The sequence below is a fragment of the Streptomyces sp. NPDC050433 genome (genome assembly GCF_044458565.1).
In the GTDB taxonomy this organism is placed as follows: domain Bacteria; phylum Actinomycetota; class Actinomycetes; order Streptomycetales; family Streptomycetaceae; genus Streptomyces.
The window spans coordinates 73526-90292 of the sequence record NZ_JBITIB010000011.1 but is presented as its reverse complement, the minus strand read 5'-3'; the positions used below and the strand labels follow the sequence as shown (position 1 = coordinate 90292).

The window sequence follows — 16767 nt, the reverse complement described above, 5'->3', positions numbered from 1 at the left end:
CCGGTGACTGGACAGGGACACACCCCGATCAGCGAGGAGCCTCTTGTGGCAGCATCACCCGGTCTCGGCCGCCCGGTGGAGAACTTCGCCCTGCCCGGCGGGGTGCTCGACGGGGACGACACCTTCGTACGGAGGCAGTACCGCCTCGACGAGCGGCGGGGCCACCCGCTGGTCCTCGCCTTCTACCCCGGTGACGACACCACCGTCTGCACCAAGCAGCTGTGCTCGTACTCCAGCGGTCTGGAGACCTTCACCGAGCTGGACGCCGAGGTGTGGGGCATCAGCCCGCAGGACGTCGACAGCCACGAGGCGTTCGCCCGTAGGTACCGGCTGCGGATCCCGCTGCTCGCCGACACCGACCGGGCGGTGGCGCGGGCCTTCGGAATCGCCGCGCCCGGAATCGGGCTGCGCCGCGCGGTCTTCCTGATCGCGCCGGACGGCACGCTGCGCTGGAAGCACGTGGCGCTGCTCGGCGCGACGTTCCAGTCGGTGGAGACGCTGGCCAGGGAGCTGGCCGGCCTCACGTCCTGACGTCCGGCCCGGCGCCGTACCCGGCGTCCTCCTCACCGAGGGCGGCGAACGCGCCGTGCGCCAGGCGGCGCAGGAGCGTTTCCGCCACCGCGCTCCGGGGTGTGCCACGGCCGTTGGGGCTCAGGTGGGGCGTCGAGTTCAGCAGGCCGAAGACGGCGTGCACGGCGCCGCGGGCGACCGGCTCGGGCAGGTCCTGGTGGATCTCGCGCACCACGCCGACCCACAGCTCGACGTACTGCCGCTGGAGCTGCCGCACGAGCTTGCGGTCGCTGTCCCTGAGCCGGTCCAGTTCGCGGTCGTGCAGCGTGATCAGCGGGCGGTCGTCCAGGGCGAAGTCGATATGGCCGTCGATCAGCGAGGCGAGCACGGCCTCCGGGTCACCGGCCGTGGCCGCCACCCGCTTCCTGCCGCCGTCCAGCAGCCGGCCGCTGATGCCGACGAGCAGTTCGGCGAGCATGGCGTCCTTGCCCGCGAAATGGCGGTACAGGCCCGGCCCGCTGATGCCGACGGCCGCCCCTATCTCGTCGACGCCCACCCCGTGGAAACCGCGCTCGGCGAAGAGCCTGGCGGCCTCGTTGAGGATCTGCTCTCGGCGCGTCGGTGCCGCGGTCCTGGTGCTCATGGAATCCATTCTAGACAGGACGGTTAGCGGTCGTTAACCTGAGAGCAATACGTTAACGCTCATTAACCGTGCACACCGCCCCAGCGAGACCGGGCAAGACCGAGCAAGGGAGCTCGACCGATGCAGCAGGCACCCGTGCTGGCGAGCGCCGCGGACCCGGCGTCCGAGGCCTGGCGCGTCAACGAGGCGGCGCATCTGCAGCTCGCGGACGCCCTGCGTGCCAGGCTCACAGCCGCCCGGCTCGGCGGCGGCGAGAAGTCCCGCGCCCGGCATGTGGCGCGCGGGAAGCTGCTGCCCCGCGACAGGGTGGACACCCTGCTGGACCCCGGCTCGCCCTTCCTGGAGCTGGCCCCGCTGGCGGCGGAGGACATGTACGGCGGGCAGGCGCCCGCGGCCGGGGTGATCGCCGGGATCGGCCGGGTCAGCGGCCGTGAGGTGGTCGTGGTCGCCAATGACGCCACGGTCAAGGGCGGGACGTATTACCCGATGACGGTGAAGAAGCATCTGCGCGCCCAGGAGGTCGCGCTGGAGAACAGACTGCCGTGCGTCTATCTCGTGGACTCGGGCGGCGCCTTCCTGCCGATGCAGGACGAGGTCTTCCCCGACCGCGACCACTTCGGCCGGATCTTCTACAACCAGGCGCGGATGTCCGGCGCCGGGATCCCGCAGATCGCGGCCGTCCTCGGTTCCTGCACGGCGGGCGGCGCGTATGTGCCGGCGATGAGCGACGAGGCCGTGATCGTCCGCGACCAGGGCACGATCTTCCTGGGCGGCCCGCCGCTGGTGAAGGCGGCGACCGGCGAGGTCGTCACCGCCGAGGAGCTGGGCGGCGGCGAGGTCCACTCCCGTACGTCGGGGGTCACCGACCATCTCGCCGAGGACGACGCGCACGCGCTGCGGATCGTCCGCACGATCGTCTCGACGCTCCCCGAGCGCGGCTCGGTGCCCTGGCAGGTCGAGCCGGCCGAGGAGCCGAAGGTCGACCCGATGGGGCTGTACGGGGCGGTGCCGGTCGATTCGCGCACGCCGTACGACGTCCGTGAGGTGATCGCCCGGCTCGTGGACGGCTCGCGGTTCGCGGAGTTCAAGTCCGAGTTCGGTACGACCCTGGTGACCGGCTTCGCGCGGGTCCACGGCCACCCGGTGGGGATCGTCGCCAACAACGGCATCCTGTTCTCCGAATCGGCCCAGAAGGGCGCGCACTTCATCGAGCTGTGCGACCAGCGCGGCATCCCGCTGCTGTTCCTCCAGAACATCTCGGGGTTCATGGTCGGCAAGGCGTACGAGGCGGGCGGCATCGCCAAGCACGGCGCGAAGATGGTGACGGCCGTGGCGTGCGCGCGGGTACCGAAGCTCACGGTCGTGGTCGGCGGTTCGTACGGCGCGGGGAACTACTCGATGTGCGGCCGGGCCTACTCCCCCCGCTTCCTGTGGATGTGGCCCAACGCCAAGATCTCGGTGATGGGCGGCGAGCAGGCGGCCTCGGTGCTGGCGACCGTCAAACGCGACCAGATCGAGGGGCGCGGCGAAGAGTGGCCGGCCGAGGAGGAAGAGGCGTTCAAGGACCCGGTGCGCGCGCAGTACGAGACGCAGGGCAACGCCTATTACGCGACGGCGCGGCTCTGGGACGACGGGGTGATCGACCCGCTGGAGACCCGTCAGGTGGTGGGTCTGGCGCTGACGGCCTGCGCCAACGCCCCGCTTCCCCAGAAGGACAGCACCGCCCCCGGCTTCGGCGTCTTCCGGATGTGAGTGACAGATGACCTCCCTGCACACGACCACGAACACGACGGCGGCCACGAGCGCGTCCGCGACCGCGGCCACGACCGCCCCGCACCTGACCTCCCCGCACCCGAACTCCCCGGAATCGACCAGCATGTTCGACACCGTCCTCGTCGCGAACCGTGGCGAGATCGCGGTCCGCGTCATCCGTACGCTGCGCGCGCTCGGCGTCCGCTCCGTCGCGGTCTTCAGCGACGCCGACGCGGACGCCCGGCATGTCCGTGAGGCGGACACCGCCGTGCGGATCGGCCCGGCACCCGCCTCCGAGAGCTATCTGGTGAGCGAGCGGCTGCTGGAGGCCGCGGCCCGTACGGGCGCCCAGGCGGTCCATCCGGGCTACGGCTTCCTCGCGGAGAACGCGGCCTTCGCGCAGGCGTGTACGGACGCCGGGCTGGTCTTCATCGGGCCGACCGCGTCCGCCATCTCCCTGATGGGCGACAAGATCCGCGCCAAGGAGACCGTGGCGGCGGCCGGGGTCCCGGTGGTGCCCGGCTCCTCGGGCAGCGGTCTGACCGACGCCCAACTGGCCGACGCGGCCAGGGAGATCGGGATGCCGGTGCTGCTGAAGCCGTCGGCGGGCGGCGGCGGCAAGGGCATGCGGCTCACCCGCCTGGAGTCGGCCCTGCGGGACGAGATCGCGGCGGCCCGGCGCGAGGCCCGCGCGTCCTTCGGCGACGACACGCTCCTGGTCGAGCGGTGGATCGACCGGCCGCGCCACATCGAGATCCAGGTGCTGGCCGACGGACACGGCAATGTGGTCCATCTCGGCGAGCGCGAGTGCTCGTTGCAGCGCCGCCACCAGAAGATCATCGAGGAGGCGCCGTCCGTCCTGCTGGACGACAAGACGCGCGCGGCGATGGGCGAGGCGGCCGTCCAGGCGGCACGCTCCTGCGGCTACCGGGGCGCGGGGACGGTCGAGTTCATCGTGCCGGGTGACGACCCGGCCTCGTACTTCTTCATGGAGATGAACACCCGCCTCCAGGTGGAGCATCCCGTCACCGAGCTGGTCACCGGCCTGGACCTGGTCGAGTGGCAGGTGCGCGTCGCCGCCGGTGAACGGCTCCCGTTCACCCAGGAGGACATCACGCTCACCGGGCACGCGATCGAGGCCCGCGTCTGCGCGGAGGACCCCGCGCGCGGCTTCCTGCCCTCGGGCGGCCGGGTGCTGTCGCTGTGCGAACCGCAGGGCGACGGCGTGCGCACCGACTCGGGCCTGAGCGAGGGCACGGAGGTCGGGAGCCTGTACGACCCGATGCTGTCGAAGGTGATCGTGCACGCCCCGGACCGCGCGACGGCGCTGCGCAGGCTGCGGTCGGCCCTGGCGGAGACGGTGACGCTGGGCGTCCCGACGAACGCCGGCTTCCTACGGAGGCTGCTGGCCCACCCCGCCGTGGTGGCGGGCGAGCTGGACACGGGGCTGGTGGAGCGGGACGCGGACTCGCTGGTGCCGGCGGAGGTGCCGCCGGAGGTGTACGAAGCGGCGGCGGCGGTACGGGAGTCGGCCCTGGCCCCCGCCCCCACCAGCGGCTGGACCGACCCCTTCTCCGTACCGAACGGCTGGCGGATGGGCGGCATGACCGTGCCGGTCACCCACCATCTGCGCGTGGCGGGACATGAACCCGTCACTCACCGCCTGCTCGGCAGCGGCCCCTCGCATGTGGAGCCCGGCCGGGTGACGGTCACGGTGGACGGGATGACACATACGTTCCACCGGGCGGACGACTGGCTCGGCAGGGACGGCGACAGCTGGCACGTACAGGACCACGATCCGGTCGAGGCGGCGCTGCTCGGCGCCGCCGGCGCCGGCGGCCTCGACGCGCTCACGGCCCCGATGCCCGGCACGGTCACCGTCGTCAAGGTGGCGGTCGGGGACGAAGTGGTGGCGGGCCAGGGCCTGTTGGTGGTCGAGGCCATGAAGATGGAGCACGTCGTCTCCGCCCCGCACGACGGCACGGTCACGGAGCTGGATGTCACGGCGGGCTCCACCGTCGCCATGGACCAGGTGCTGGCGGTCGTCGCCCCGGCCACGGCTCCCGAGGAGGAGAAATGACGCTCCCGATGACCGTGATGGACGAGGGCCTGCCGACCCGGATCCGTATCCATGAGGTGGGTGCGCGCGACGGCCTCCAGAACGAGGCGACGATCGTCCCTACGGAGATCAAGGCGGAGTTCATCCACCGCCTCGCCGCCGCCGGGCTCACCACCATCGAGGCGACCAGCTTCGTCCACCCCAAGTGGGTACCCCAACTGGCCGACGCCGAGCGGCTGTTCCCGATGGTGCGGGACCTGGAGAACGTACGGCTGCCCGTCCTCGTGCCGAACGACCGCGGCCTCGACCGGGCGCTGGCCCTCGGCGTCCGTCAGGTGGCCGTCTTCGCCAGCGCGACCGAGTCCTTCGCCAAGGCCAATCTGAACCGGAGCCTGGACGAGTCCCTCGCCATGTTCGAGCCGGTCGTCGCCCGCGCCCGCGACGAACGGCTCCATGTCCGGGGCTATCTCTCGATGTGCTTCGGCGACCCGTGGGAGGGGCCGGTCCCCGTCGACCAGGTCGCCCGGATCGTCAGGACCCTCGTCGACATGGGCTGCGACGAGGTGAGTCTCGGCGACACGATCGGTGTGGCGACCCCCGGCCATGTGCAGAGCCTGCTCGCCACACTCATCGAGGAAGGCGTGCACGTCTCGAAGATCGGGGTGCACTTCCACGACACGTACGGCCAGGCGCTCGCCAACACCTTCGCCGCGCTCCAGCACGGGGTGACCACCGTCGACGCGTCGGCGGGCGGCCTGGGCGGCTGCCCGTTCGCGAAGAGCGCCACGGGGAATCTCGCCACGGAAGACCTCCTGTGGATGTTGCAGGGCCTCGGTATCCACACCGGGGTCGATCTCGGCCTGCTCACCGCCACCAGCGTGTGGATGGCCGAACAGCTGGGGCGGCCCAGCCCTTCCCGCACCGTAAGCGCCCTCTCCCACAAGGAGTCCTAGCCATGTCCCTGGACCACCGGCTCTCCGCCGAGCACGAGGAACTGCGCCGCACCGTCGAGGCGTTCGCGCAGGACGTCGTCGCACCCAAGATCGGCGACTTCTACGAGCGGCACGAGTTCCCGTACGAGATCGTGCGCGAGATGGGCCGGATGGGCCTGTTCGGCCTGCCCTTCCCGGAGGAGTACGGCGGCATGGGCGGCGACTACATGGCGCTCGGCATCGCCCTGGAGGAGCTGGCCCGCGTCGACTCCTCGGTGGCCATCACCCTGGAAGCGGGCGTCTCGCTCGGCGCGATGCCGCTGCACCTCTTCGGTACGGAGGAGCAGAAGCGGGAGTGGCTGCCGCGGCTGTGCTCGGGGGAGATCCTGGGCGCGTTCGGCCTGACGGAGCCCGAGGCGGGCTCGGACGCGGGCGGCACACGCACCACGGCCGTACGGGACGGCGACGAGTGGGTCATCAACGGCTCGAAGTGCTTCATCACCAACTCGGGCACCGACATCACCGGCCTGGTCACGGTCACGGCGGTCACCAGCCGCAAGGAGGACGGCAGCCCGGCGATCTCCTCGATCATCGTCCCGTCCGGCACCCCCGGCTTCACGGTCGCGGCCCCGTACTCGAAGGTCGGCTGGAACGCGTCGGACACCCGCGAGCTGTCCTTCTCCGACGTCCGCGTCCCCGTGACGAACCTGGTCGGCACGGAAGGGCGGGGTTACGCCCAGTTCCTTCGCATCCTGGACGAGGGCCGCATCGCGATCTCCGCGCTGGCCACGGGCCTGGCGCAGGGCTGCGTCGACGAGTCGGTGAAGTACGCGAAGGAGCGGCACGCCTTCGGCCGCCCGATCGGCTCGAACCAGGCCATCCAGTTCAAGATCGCCGACATGGAGATGCGGGCCCACATGTCCCGCCTCTCCTGGCGCGACGCGGCGTCCCGCCTGGTCCACGGCGAGCCCTTCAAGAAGGAGGCCGCGCTGGCGAAGCTCTACTCGTCCACGGTGGCGGTGGACAACGCCCGCGAGGCCACCCAGATCCACGGCGGCTACGGCTTCATGAACGAGTACCCGGTGGCCCGCATGTGGCGCGACTCCAAGATTCTGGAGATCGGCGAGGGCACGAGCGAGGTCCAACGCATGCTGATCGCACGGGAGCTGGGCCTGTAGCGGGTGCGCCTGCGGCGCGCTGGTTGGGTTGCCGGGTTGGTACGACCTGGGTCCTCGTGCTGACCGGTCCGTCCTCAATCGCCGGACGGGCTGGGTGGTTGCGGTGGTTGCCGGGTGCCGCTCCGGGGTCATGCCCGGACGGCATGATTTACGGCGCGTGCAACGCTCGTTGGCCCCGAGGGAACCGGGCTTTCCACACGCCACAAATCAGCCTGAGTGTCCGACCACGACCCCTGCGCGTCCCCCTTCCTCCGCGCGGACCGGAGCGACGGGGTGCTGGTACGGATCCCCCACCGGCCTGAGGGGGGCGGGCCGCAGGAGGGGTGTGTCCGGACACTCAGGCTGATTTGTGGCGCGTGAAAAAGAAGGGTCAGCGGATCCAACGAACCCTGCACGCGCCGTAAATCACGCCGTCCGGACATACCCCTCCGAAGGCCCCGCACCCCGCCCCCGGCCAACGAACCCGCACCCCGGAAACCCCGCACCCCAGAGGCATCGGTGCACCAGTACGTACTGGTAAGCAAGGTTAGGCTAACCTACCTGGACTTACCCATCGGCCGGTCCCCGGCGCGTACGAAAGCGGACATCGACATGCCCAACGCCCTCAGCTCAGCCCTCACCCGCCGCGGCGTCCTCGCCGCCGGTGGTGCCGTCGGTCTCGGCGTCGCGCTCGCCGCCTGCGGAAGCGACGACGGCAAGGGAGGCCCCGGCGAGGGCGACGGCGGCGACGCGAAGGCGGGGCCCTGGTCCTTCAAGGACGACCGCGGCGAGACCGCCAAGGCCGACAGCGTCCCGAAGAGCATCGTCGCCTTCACCGGCACCGCCGCCGCGCTCCACGACTACGGGATCGAGGTCAAGGGTGTCTTCGGGCCGACCACCACCAAGGGCGGCAAGCCGGACATCCAGGCGGGCGACCTCGATGTCACCAAGGTCGAGATACTCGGCAACGTATGGGGCGAGTTCAACGTCGAGAAGTACGCGGCGCTCGCACCGGACCTGCTCGTCACCACCCAGTGGGTCGAGGGCGAACTCTGGTACGTCCCGGAGCAGTCCAAGGACAAGATCCTCAAGTTGGCCCCCAGCGTGGCGCTCTGGGCGGCGGAGACCACCGTGCCCAAGGCGATCCAGCGGCACGCCGACCTCGCCGAGTCCCTGGGCGCGGACCTGAAGGCCGCGAAGGTCACCGACGCCAAGGCCAGGTTCGAGAAGGCGGCCGGCCGGCTGCGGGCGGCTGCCAAGTCCAGGCCGGACATCACGGTGATGGTCGGCTCGGCCAGCCAGGACCTGTTCTACGTCTCGCTCGCCAAGACGTCCGCCGACACCCTCTACTTCCAGGAGCTGGGGGTGAAGTTCGTCGAGCCGAAGGTGAACGCGCAGGGCTTCTTCGAGGAGTTGAGCTGGGAGAACATCGACAAGTACCCGGCCGACATCATCATGATGGACAACCGTTCCTCCGCCCTCCAGCCGGACGCCCTCACGTCCAAGCCGACATGGGCGCAGCTGCCCGCCGTCAAGGCCGGTCAGGTCGTCCCGCGCGTCACGGAGCCCATCTACTCGTACGACAAGTGCGCACCGGTCCTCGACGATCTGGCCGCGGCCATCGAGAAGGCCAGGAAGGTCGCCTGACCGATGCCGACCGCGACGCCCGGGGCGGCGGCCGACAGCGCTCCGTTCCGTTTCTTCGCCCTTCAGGTCGTACGCGTACGGCGGCTGGTGCCGTCACTCGTCCGCGTCACCTTCGGCGGCGCCGGCCCTGCAGGAGCCACCTGCCCCGCCGGCCTCACCGGCTTCGCCGCCGGCGGGCGCGACCAGAGCCTGTCGCTCTTCCTGCCGCTGCCAGGGCAGGAAGAGCCCGTCGTCCCCGTCGAGGAGGGCGACGGCTGGTGGGCGGCCTGGCGGGCGCTGCCGGACGACGTACGGGCCGTGATGCGCTCGTACACGGTGCGCGAACAGCGTTACGAACCGGACGAGCTGGACATCGACTTCGCCCTGCACCCGGACGGTGGCCCGGCCTGCCGCTGGGCGGGCGACGCGGCCCCCGGCGACCGCGTGCTCGTCCTCGGGCCGGCCGTCGCGGACAACACGGCGGTCCGCTTCCGGCCCCCGGCCGGCACCGACTCCGTACTGATCTGGGCCGACGAGACCTCCCTGCCCGCCGCCGCGGCGATCCTGGAGTGGCTGCCCGCCGGGACGAAGACGCGGGTGTGGCTCGACGTGCCGTGCGCCGCCGACCGGATGGAGCTGCGGACGGCGGCCGACGCCACCGTCCACTGGCTGGCGCGCGACGAGGACGCGCCCTCGGCCGTGGAGGCGGTACGCGCGGCCGAGTTGCCCGGCGACGCCCCGTACGCGTGGCTCGCGGGCGAGGCGGGGACAGTGAAGGAGCTGCGCCGCCACCTGGTACGGGAGCGCCGACTGGACCGCCGGCACGTGACGTTCGTCGGCTACTGGCGGCGGGGCCTGAGCGAGGAGCAGCTGCGGGAGGAAGCGGTGACGGGCGGGTAGCCGGTCAGACGGTCGCCCCCACCGCCGGGGCCGGGGCCCGCCCGGCGTGCATCGCCGTACGCCACGCGGCGGTGACCGCGCGATGGGCCTGGCCGGTGGCGGTCGGCAGATCGCCCGTCAGCCGCACCGGCGCGCCGATGTGCACCCGCAGGGCCGGGCGGCGCAGCGGCGCGCCGGCCAGCCCCGCGAGCCCCGCGAGGCCACCGCCCGGCATCAGGCGCCTGGCCCCGGTCTGCCCGAGAGGGACGACCGGCGCACCGGTGGCGGCGGCGAGGCGGGCCAGGCCGCTGCGGAACGGGTGGGGAGGCGTCTCGGTGGCGCACTCGAAGTCCGGTATGCCGCCCTCGCCGTAGATGAGGACGAGCCGGCCACGCGCGAGCGCGGCGGCGGCGTCCTGGAGGCAGGCGGCGGCGCGTGGATCCGCGCGGCGGACGGGGACATGGCCGCCACGGGTGAGCGCCCGCCCGAGGAGCGGTACGCGCCAGAGCCCCGCCGCCGCCATCACCACCGGCTCGACGCCCAGCCGGTGCAGCGCGGCGAGCACGATCGCCGGGTCGCTGAGCGACGTGTGGTTCGCGACGACGATGCTCCCGGACGCCAACTCGGCGTCCGCGTCCAGCGTGACCGTGAGCCGTCCGAAGCACGGCACCAGTGCGGCGGCTGTACGGCTGAGCATGAGGGGCCTCCGGGAGGGATGACGAGCGATGCCCCTCATGGTCACCTGCGGCACCGGAGGCGGCGTGAGTACCGGTACTCACGCCGCCGGACTCAACCACCCGGCAGCGCAAGTCCGTTGAGCCACTGCGAGGACTAGTAGCCGTCCGGGTAACCCCACTCCACGCCGATCGCGGCCGTCGGCACGGCACCGTGGACCGCCTGCGTGACGTCGCGCTCGAACGCGGTGCTCCACTTCCCGAAACCCCGGACGCTCAACGGCCACCTGCCTGTCGTCACCTTCACGGATATCGGCTCCCGGAACTTCCGGAGACTGACCTCGTTGGCGATTCCGTGCTCCCGCAGGACCTCCGCCAGTGCCGCCCTGACGGCCACGGCCTGGTCCAGGGAGTCGAGCTTGTCGACGCACAGCGCGAGATGGATGTTCACAGACATGCGCGGCACCCTACCGAAGCCCGTCACCAGCCCGTCGCCGCGTCGGCTCCGGGAACCGGCCGCCGGCTCACCCGGACGCGCTCACTCGGCGGGCCACGGCACCACCGGCGAGCGGTAGTAGTCGATCCCCAGAGCCGTCAGCCGCGGCCCCTGCGCCGCCAGCCGCTGCTTGTACGTGTCCCAGTCCCGCGCCGACTGCGGGGACCAGCCGGGCTCCGCGACACCGGGCAACCTCGGGAACGCCATCTTCTCGATGTGGTCGCTGGTCGACAGGGTCTCCGACCAGAGCGGCGCCTCGACGCCCAGCACCGCGCCGGGATCGACCCCGGCGTCGGCGAGATAGGCCGCCGGATCCCAGTCGTACGAACGGTCCACCTCCACCAGACCGGCCCACGTCTGGCCCAGGTCGGTGTTCCGGTCGTACTTCATGTCGAGATAGACGCGGTCGGCCGGCGACAGGATCAGCTTCGTGCCGGCCTTGGTCGCCTCGGCGACCTGTGCGCGCTCGGCGGCGCCCGTGGCGTCGTAGCCCCAGTACTGCGCGACCGCGCCCTTCACCGGGTCGGCACCGGTCAGCTGGTGCCAACCCACCACGGTCTTCCGGGTCGCCAAGGGCAATCCCCCGGCGCCCAAGCACGACCCGCACGCCGTGGAGCTGTACGGCTTCCGGAAGGACCCGCTGATGGCGCTGGTCGCCGCGGCCGTGGTGGCCCGGCTGCCGCACCCGCACGCCGCGCCGGAGCTCCTCACCAAGACCGCCGAGGCCGCCGCGCCTGTACCCGCGCCCGCCTCCGCCCCCGCGGCGGCGAGTGGCGACGATCATGACGCGCTGCTGCGCAGGCTCCGTGAGCTGGGCGAACTGCATCTGGCCGGGATCCTCACGGAGGAGGAGTTCACTACCGCCAAGCAGGCCGTACTGAAGCGCCTCTGAGTAGGGTCCGGACGGAGATCATGGACACTTCTGCCCGGAATCGGGCAGAATTCTTGCAAACAGTCCCGCGCACCCGCAGTATCTACGGGTGCTCGAACGCCGTTCACCCTCGTCCCACGACGACCTCGTCGACCATCTGGTCCGCAGCACCGCGCTCCCGCGCGGCGAGGCGGTCCGGGTGATCCTGGACGTTCTGGCGTACTTCGACGAGACCACCGAGGAGTTCGTCCGGCGCAGGCACCGCGAGCTACAGGCCGGCGGCGCCGCGAACCCGGAGATCTTCGAGCGGATCGCGGCCGAGCTGCCGCACCGCGCGGTGGCGCCGCCGGAGCTGTCCCTCAGACAGCTCCGGCGCATCGTCTACGGCTGAGCCGAGCAGCGGTACCACTGAACATTGACGGATGACGGAGAGGCAGAGACCGATATGTGCGGAATCGTCGGTTACATCGGCAGGCGTGACGTGGCTCCCCTGCTGCTTGAGGGCCTACAGCGGCTGGAGTACCGGGGTTACGACTCCGCAGGCCTGGTCATCACCGGCAAGGCGACGGCGGGCAAGCCGGCTGCCCTGAAGATGGTCAAGGCCAAGGGCCGGGTCCGCGAGCTGGAGTCCCGCGTCCCCAAGCGCTTCGCCGGCACCACCGGTATCGCGCACACCCGCTGGGCCACCCACGGCGCCCCGAGCGACGAGAACGCTCACCCGCACCTCGACCCCGAGAACAAGGTCGCCCTCGTCCACAACGGCATCATCGACAACGCCACCGAGCTGCGCCTGAAGCTGGAGGCCGACGGTGTCGTGTTCCTCTCCGAGACCGACACCGAGGTCCTGACCCATCTCATCGCGCGCTCGCAGGCCGAGACGCTGGAGGAGAAGGTCCGCCAGTCGCTGAAGCTGGTGGAGGGCACGTACGGCATCGCCGTCCTGCACGCCGACTTCGCGGACCGTATCGTCGTCGCCCGCAACGGCTCGCCCGTCGTCCTCGGCATCGGCGAGAAGGAGATGTTCGTCGCGTCCGACGTCGCCGCGCTGGTCTCCCACACCCGCCAGGTCGTCACGCTCGACGACGGCGAGATGGCCACCATCAAGGCCGACGACTTCCGTACGTACACCACCGAGGGCTCGCGCACCTCGGCCACGCCGACCACCGTGGAGTGGGAGGCCGAGTCGTACGACATGGGCGGCCATGACACGTACATGCACAAGGAGATCTCCGAGCAGCCCGAGGCCGTGGACCGGGTGCTGCGCGGCCGGATCGACGACCGGTTCTCGACCGTGCACCTGGGCGGCCTGAATCTGGACGCGCGCGAGGCGCGCGGGGTGCGGCGCATCAAGATCCTCGGCTGCGGCACCTCGTACCACGCCGGTCTCATCGGCGCCGGGCTGATCGAGTCGCTGGCGCGGATCCCGGCGGACGCCGAGCCCGCGTCCGAATTCCGTTACCGCAACCCGGTCGTGGACCCCGACACGCTCTACATCGCCGTGTCGCAGTCGGGCGAGACGTACGACGTGCTGGCCGCCGTGCAGGAACTCAAGCGCAAGGGCGCGCGGGTGCTCGGCGTGGTCAATGTCGTCGGCTCGGCGATCGCCCGCGAGACCGACGGCGGCGTGTACGTGCACGCGGGCCCCGAGGTCTGCGTCGTCTCCACCAAGTGCTTCACCAACACGGTGGTCTCCTTCGCGCTGCTCGCGCTGCATCTGGGCCGGATCCGCGATCTGTCGGTCGCCGACGGCAAGCGGATCATCGCGGGGCTGCGCAGGCTGCCCGAACAGATCGCGGAGATCCTTGAGTCCGAGGCGGACATCAAGAAGGTGGCGGAGGAGTACGCGGACGCGAAGTCGATGATGTTCATCGGCCGGGTGCGCGGCTATCCGGTGGCGCTTGAGGCCTCGTTGAAGCTCAAGGAGATCTCGTACATCCACGCCGAGGCCTATCCCGCCTCGGAATTGAAGCACGGCCCGCTCGCGCTCATCGAGCCGGCGCTGCCGACGGTGGCGATCGTGCCGGACGACGACCTGCTGGAGAAGAACCGCGCGGCGCTGGAGGAGATCAAGGCGCGCAGCGGCCGGATCCTGGCGGTCGCGCACCAGGAGCAGCCGAAGGCCGACCAGACGATCGTGGTGCCGAAGAACGAGACGGAGCTGGACCCGATCCTGATGGGCATCCCGCTTCAACTGCTCGCCTATCACACGGCGTTGGCGCTGGGCCGGGACATCGACAAGCCGCGTAACCTCGCCAAGTCCGTGACGGTGGAATAGGAGACGCCGACACCGGACAGAGCTGCCGGCCCTACGGGATGACCACGACGGGCCGTTGGGCCCGTCGTGCCAGCCGGCCCGCCACCGTGCCGAAGATGCGTCCGACGATGCCGTGCGTGGAGCCGACGACGATCGCGTCGGCCGAGTACTCCTCGCCGACCTCTTCGAGTTCGTGGCAGATGTCGCCGCCGCGCTCGACGAGGATCCACGGCACCTCGGACAGATAGTCGGCGCAGGCGAGTTCGAGACCGAGTACTTCGGTGCGGTGGTCCGGGACGTCCACGAAGACCGGGGGCTCGCAGCCCGCCCAGACGGTGGTGGGCAGTCTGTTGGCCACATGCACGATGATCAGCGCCGAGCCGAGCCGGCGGGCCATTCCGATGGCGTACGCGAGGGCGCGCTCGCTCGATGTCGAGCCGTCGAAGCCCACGACCACTCCGTGCCGGAAGGCGGGATCGCAGGAGGGGCGCGTCTCTTCCGCCGCTTGCAGGTCCGACGCGGGGTCGGTCAACTGCTCGCGGTCAGCGGGTTCGGGGATTTCGTGACCGGCCATCGATGTCTCGGCGAGGAAGGTCCTTGTGTGAAGGAGCAACAATTGACGGGGCAACGGAGCTGTGTCTGGGAATCATCTTCCCAACCCCTTACCCCCCAGAGTACGGCGACACTCCTCTTTTCCGCCCAGGGGCCGTCGCCGCGGACGCGACGTCCTGGGGGAGCATGCCCGAGCCCGTCGGGGATCGCAACGCCGGATGGCCGGTACACAGGGACGTGAGAGGGCGGGCCAGCCGGGGGGTGGTACGTGACCGGACGGTCGGGCGCTTCGTTGATCATGGGTCCCCCGTCGTCGACGCAGTCACCCCAGTCACACAGCCACCCCCGTCACCAGGGAGCTCACGTGTCCGTACGACCGCATCACCACGCCTCCCCCTCGGGACCGGAGTCCGCGTCGGCCGCACCGGACGCGTCCGCAACATCTGTCGCGACTGACACCTCTGCCGCCTCTGCCACACCTGCCGCGCCAGTCGCATCCGCCGACTCCGTGAGCGATGTGGTTCGCTGGGCCGCGTTCAGTTGCCTTCTCGTACCGGTGGTTCTTGTCGTGTGCGGCACGTCCGTCGGCGGGGCCGCCGGACCCGCGCTGGCGCTTGTCGCCGTGACGGCGGTCTGCCGGCTGCTTCTGCGCCGCTCGGAGCAGTCGCTCTGTGCCCAACGTACGGCGGGTAACGCCAGGCCCCAGGGGGCGCATCGAGGCGCGCGTACGCCTAACAGAAGCGCGCCGGGAGACTGACTCTTCCGGGTCCGCACACCCGTAAGTTTTCAGCCAACTTCACCCCTGCGACCCATCCTTGGCGAAATGGCCTGCCAACCCCCTTGTCACCAGGGCAGAGAGGCCCTTTCCGGCCGCGAAGAGCCTACGGGGACGGGCCATGCGCGCCAGGCGTACTTCCCTGTGAGCCGCGAGGGTGGAACGCTTCGTGATCGAATGCTTCGCGCCAGGTTGCCTTGTCGACATAGCGGCGGATGGAGAACTTGTCACGCCGGCACCACGGGACACAGTAGATTCGATCATGAGTATCGAAGAGTGGGGTCCCGTGCAAAACCGAGGGGAATCGTGCAGGAGCGAAAGACCCGACACGAACGGGGAGACGCGAACACCGAGGGGGGCTTAGCGCCATGAGCCAGGACTCCATTGCCGCACCGGAGTCAGCACGAAAGCTTTCCGGTCGCCGCCGCCGAGAAGTCGTCGCTGTGCTGCTGTTCAGTGGTGGGCCCATCTTCGAGAGCTCCATTCCGCTCTCCGTGTTCGGCATCGACCGCCAGGACGCCGGGGTTCCGCGGTATCGGCTGCTCGTGTGCGGTGGGGAGGACGGCCCGCTCCGCACCACCGGCGGGCTCGAACTCACCACGCCGTACGGCCTGGAGGCGATCGGCAGAGCGGGCACGGTCGTCGTCCCCGCCTGGCGGTCGATCACCTCGCCGCCACCGCCCGAGGCGCTCGACGCGCTGCGCCGAGCGCACGAGGAGGGCGCCCGGATCGTCGGACTGTGCACCGGCGCGTTCGTGCTCGCCGCGGCCGGTCTGCTGGACGGCCGCCCGGCGACGACGCACTGGATGTACGCGCCGACGCTGGCCAAGCGATATCCGTCCGTCCATGTGGATCCGCGTGAACTGTTCGTCGACGACGGCGATGTGCTCACGTCGGCGGGGACAGCGGCCGGGATTGATTTGTGCTTGCACATAGTGCGTACGGATCACGGGACCGAGGCCGCCGGGGCACTGGCGCGCAGGCTCGTCGTCCCGCCGCGTCGCAGTGGCGGTCAGGAGCGCTATCTGGACAGGTCTTTACCAGAGGAAATCGGCTCCGACCCGCTCGCCGAGGTCGTGGCCTGGGCACTGGAGCATCTGCACGAGCAGTTCGACGTGGAGACTCTGGCGGCCCGCGCCTATATGAGCCGCAGGACGTTCGACCGCCGCTTCCGTTCGCTCACCGGCAGCGCGCCGCTCCAGTGGCTGATCACGCAGCGCGTGCTCCAGGCGCAGCGGCTGCTGGAGACCTCCGACTACTCGGTCGACGAGGTCGCCGGCCGCTGCGGCTTCCGCTCGCCGGTGGCGCTGCGCGGGCACTTCCGGCGCCAGCTGGGCTCGTCCCCCGCCGCGTACCGGGCCGCCTACCGGGCCCGCCGTCCGCACGGGGACCAGCTCGGGTCGGCGCCGGTGGAGCCGGTCGTACCGACGCAGACCTCCCCGCAGGCCCGGAGGGCGGCGGCTGCCGCCCCGTCCGGTTCCGCGACGGCCTCGTCGTCGGTGCCGGAGCCGGTCAGACCCTACTCGGAGGCCTTCGCCTCAGGTCAGGGCCGCCCGAGCCTGCCCGGTCAGCGGAGCGCACCGTAGG

14 protein-coding genes and 2 pseudogenes are annotated in these 16767 nt (G+C 70.9%); 11 read left to right on the top strand and 5 right to left on the bottom strand.

Annotation, left to right across the window (positions count from 1 at the left end; translation table 11 throughout):
- Positions 1-45: 45 nt before the first annotated feature.
- Positions 46-531 (top strand): peroxiredoxin, encoded by a 486-nt coding sequence (locus ACIBLA_RS15670; RefSeq protein WP_399198963.1) that lies wholly within the window; start codon positions 46-48, stop codon positions 529-531.
- Here ACIBLA_RS15670 and ACIBLA_RS15665 read toward each other — a convergent pair.
- Positions 521-1153: a TetR/AcrR family transcriptional regulator gene (locus ACIBLA_RS15665; RefSeq protein WP_399198895.1), complete on the bottom strand. Its 633-nt coding sequence runs from the start codon at positions 1151-1153 to the stop codon at positions 521-523. The genes ACIBLA_RS15670 and ACIBLA_RS15665 overlap by 11 nt on opposite strands.
- 120 nt (positions 1154-1273) lie before the next feature.
- Here ACIBLA_RS15665 and ACIBLA_RS15660 point away from each other — a divergent pair, with 120 nt between their 5' ends.
- From ACIBLA_RS15660 to ACIBLA_RS15635, 6 genes are all read left to right on the top strand, one after another.
- The gene (locus ACIBLA_RS15660; protein WP_399198894.1) at positions 1274-2905 is read left to right on the top strand and encodes a carboxyl transferase domain-containing protein; all 1632 of its coding nucleotides are present in this window, start codon (positions 1274-1276) and stop codon (positions 2903-2905) included.
- Between the two features lie 124 nt (positions 2906-3029).
- A complete protein-coding gene (locus tag ACIBLA_RS15655) occupies positions 3030-4985 on the top strand; it encodes an acetyl/propionyl/methylcrotonyl-CoA carboxylase subunit alpha (protein ID WP_399198962.1) in 1956 nt (651 codons plus the stop codon).
- Entirely contained in the window at positions 4982-5917 is a 936-nt protein-coding gene (locus ACIBLA_RS15650) for a hydroxymethylglutaryl-CoA lyase (RefSeq protein ID WP_399198893.1), read from the top strand. The genes ACIBLA_RS15655 and ACIBLA_RS15650 overlap by 4 nt, the downstream gene beginning before the upstream one ends.
- Before the next feature lie 2 nt (positions 5918-5919).
- The gene (locus tag ACIBLA_RS15645) at positions 5920-7074 is read left to right on the top strand and encodes an acyl-CoA dehydrogenase family protein (protein ID WP_363242337.1); all 1155 of its coding nucleotides are present in this window, start codon (positions 5920-5922) and stop codon (positions 7072-7074) included.
- A gap of 591 nt (positions 7075-7665) precedes the next feature.
- Entirely contained in the window at positions 7666-8700 is a 1035-nt protein-coding gene (locus tag ACIBLA_RS15640; RefSeq protein WP_399198892.1) for an ABC transporter substrate-binding protein, read from the top strand.
- A gap of 3 nt (positions 8701-8703) precedes the next feature.
- On the top strand, positions 8704-9579 hold the full coding sequence (locus ACIBLA_RS15635; protein WP_399198891.1) for a siderophore-interacting protein: 876 nt from the start codon (positions 8704-8706) through the stop codon (positions 9577-9579).
- 4 nt (positions 9580-9583) lie between these two features.
- Here the strand turns inward: ACIBLA_RS15635 and ACIBLA_RS15630 are convergent, their stop codons facing one another.
- From ACIBLA_RS15630 to ACIBLA_RS15620, 3 genes and pseudogenes are all read right to left on the bottom strand, one after another.
- Positions 9584-10255: a lysophospholipid acyltransferase family protein gene (locus ACIBLA_RS15630; RefSeq protein ID WP_399198890.1), complete on the bottom strand. Its 672-nt coding sequence runs from the start codon at positions 10253-10255 to the stop codon at positions 9584-9586.
- A gap of 134 nt (positions 10256-10389) precedes the next feature.
- Positions 10390-10689 carry a hypothetical protein gene (locus ACIBLA_RS15625; protein ID WP_363244059.1) on the bottom strand — a complete coding sequence of 100 codons (300 nt, stop codon included), beginning with the start codon at positions 10687-10689 and terminating at the stop codon, positions 10390-10392.
- An 81-nt stretch (positions 10690-10770) separates the two neighbouring features.
- Positions 10771-11289: pseudogene (locus ACIBLA_RS15620) on the bottom strand (family 20 glycosylhydrolase); the annotation flags it as partial.
- Between ACIBLA_RS15620 and ACIBLA_RS15615 the strand changes: the two are divergent.
- From ACIBLA_RS15615 to glmS, 3 genes and pseudogenes are all read left to right on the top strand, one after another.
- Positions 11234-11620: pseudogene (locus ACIBLA_RS15615) on the top strand (SHOCT domain-containing protein); the annotation flags it as partial. The pseudogenes ACIBLA_RS15620 and ACIBLA_RS15615 overlap by 56 nt on opposite strands.
- Before the next feature lie 88 nt (positions 11621-11708).
- Positions 11709-11990 carry a hypothetical protein gene (locus ACIBLA_RS15610; RefSeq protein ID WP_363244060.1) on the top strand — a complete coding sequence of 94 codons (282 nt, stop codon included), beginning with the start codon at positions 11709-11711 and terminating at the stop codon, positions 11988-11990.
- Positions 11991-12044: 54 nt separating this feature from the next.
- Positions 12045-13874 (top strand): glutamine--fructose-6-phosphate transaminase (isomerizing), encoded by a 1830-nt coding sequence (glmS, locus tag ACIBLA_RS15605; protein WP_363244061.1) that lies wholly within the window; start codon positions 12045-12047, stop codon positions 13872-13874.
- A 31-nt stretch (positions 13875-13905) separates the two neighbouring features.
- On the opposite strand, the gene ACIBLA_RS15600 is transcribed toward glmS, so the two are convergent.
- On the bottom strand, positions 13906-14427 hold the full coding sequence (locus tag ACIBLA_RS15600) for a universal stress protein (protein ID WP_363244062.1): 522 nt from the start codon (positions 14425-14427) through the stop codon (positions 13906-13908).
- Positions 14428-15548: 1121 nt separating this feature from the next.
- Between ACIBLA_RS15600 and ACIBLA_RS15595 the strand changes: the two genes are divergently transcribed.
- On the top strand, positions 15549-16766 hold the full coding sequence (locus ACIBLA_RS15595) for a helix-turn-helix domain-containing protein (protein WP_363244064.1): 1218 nt from the start codon (positions 15549-15551) through the stop codon (positions 16764-16766).
- Position 16767 lies beyond the last annotated feature (1 nt).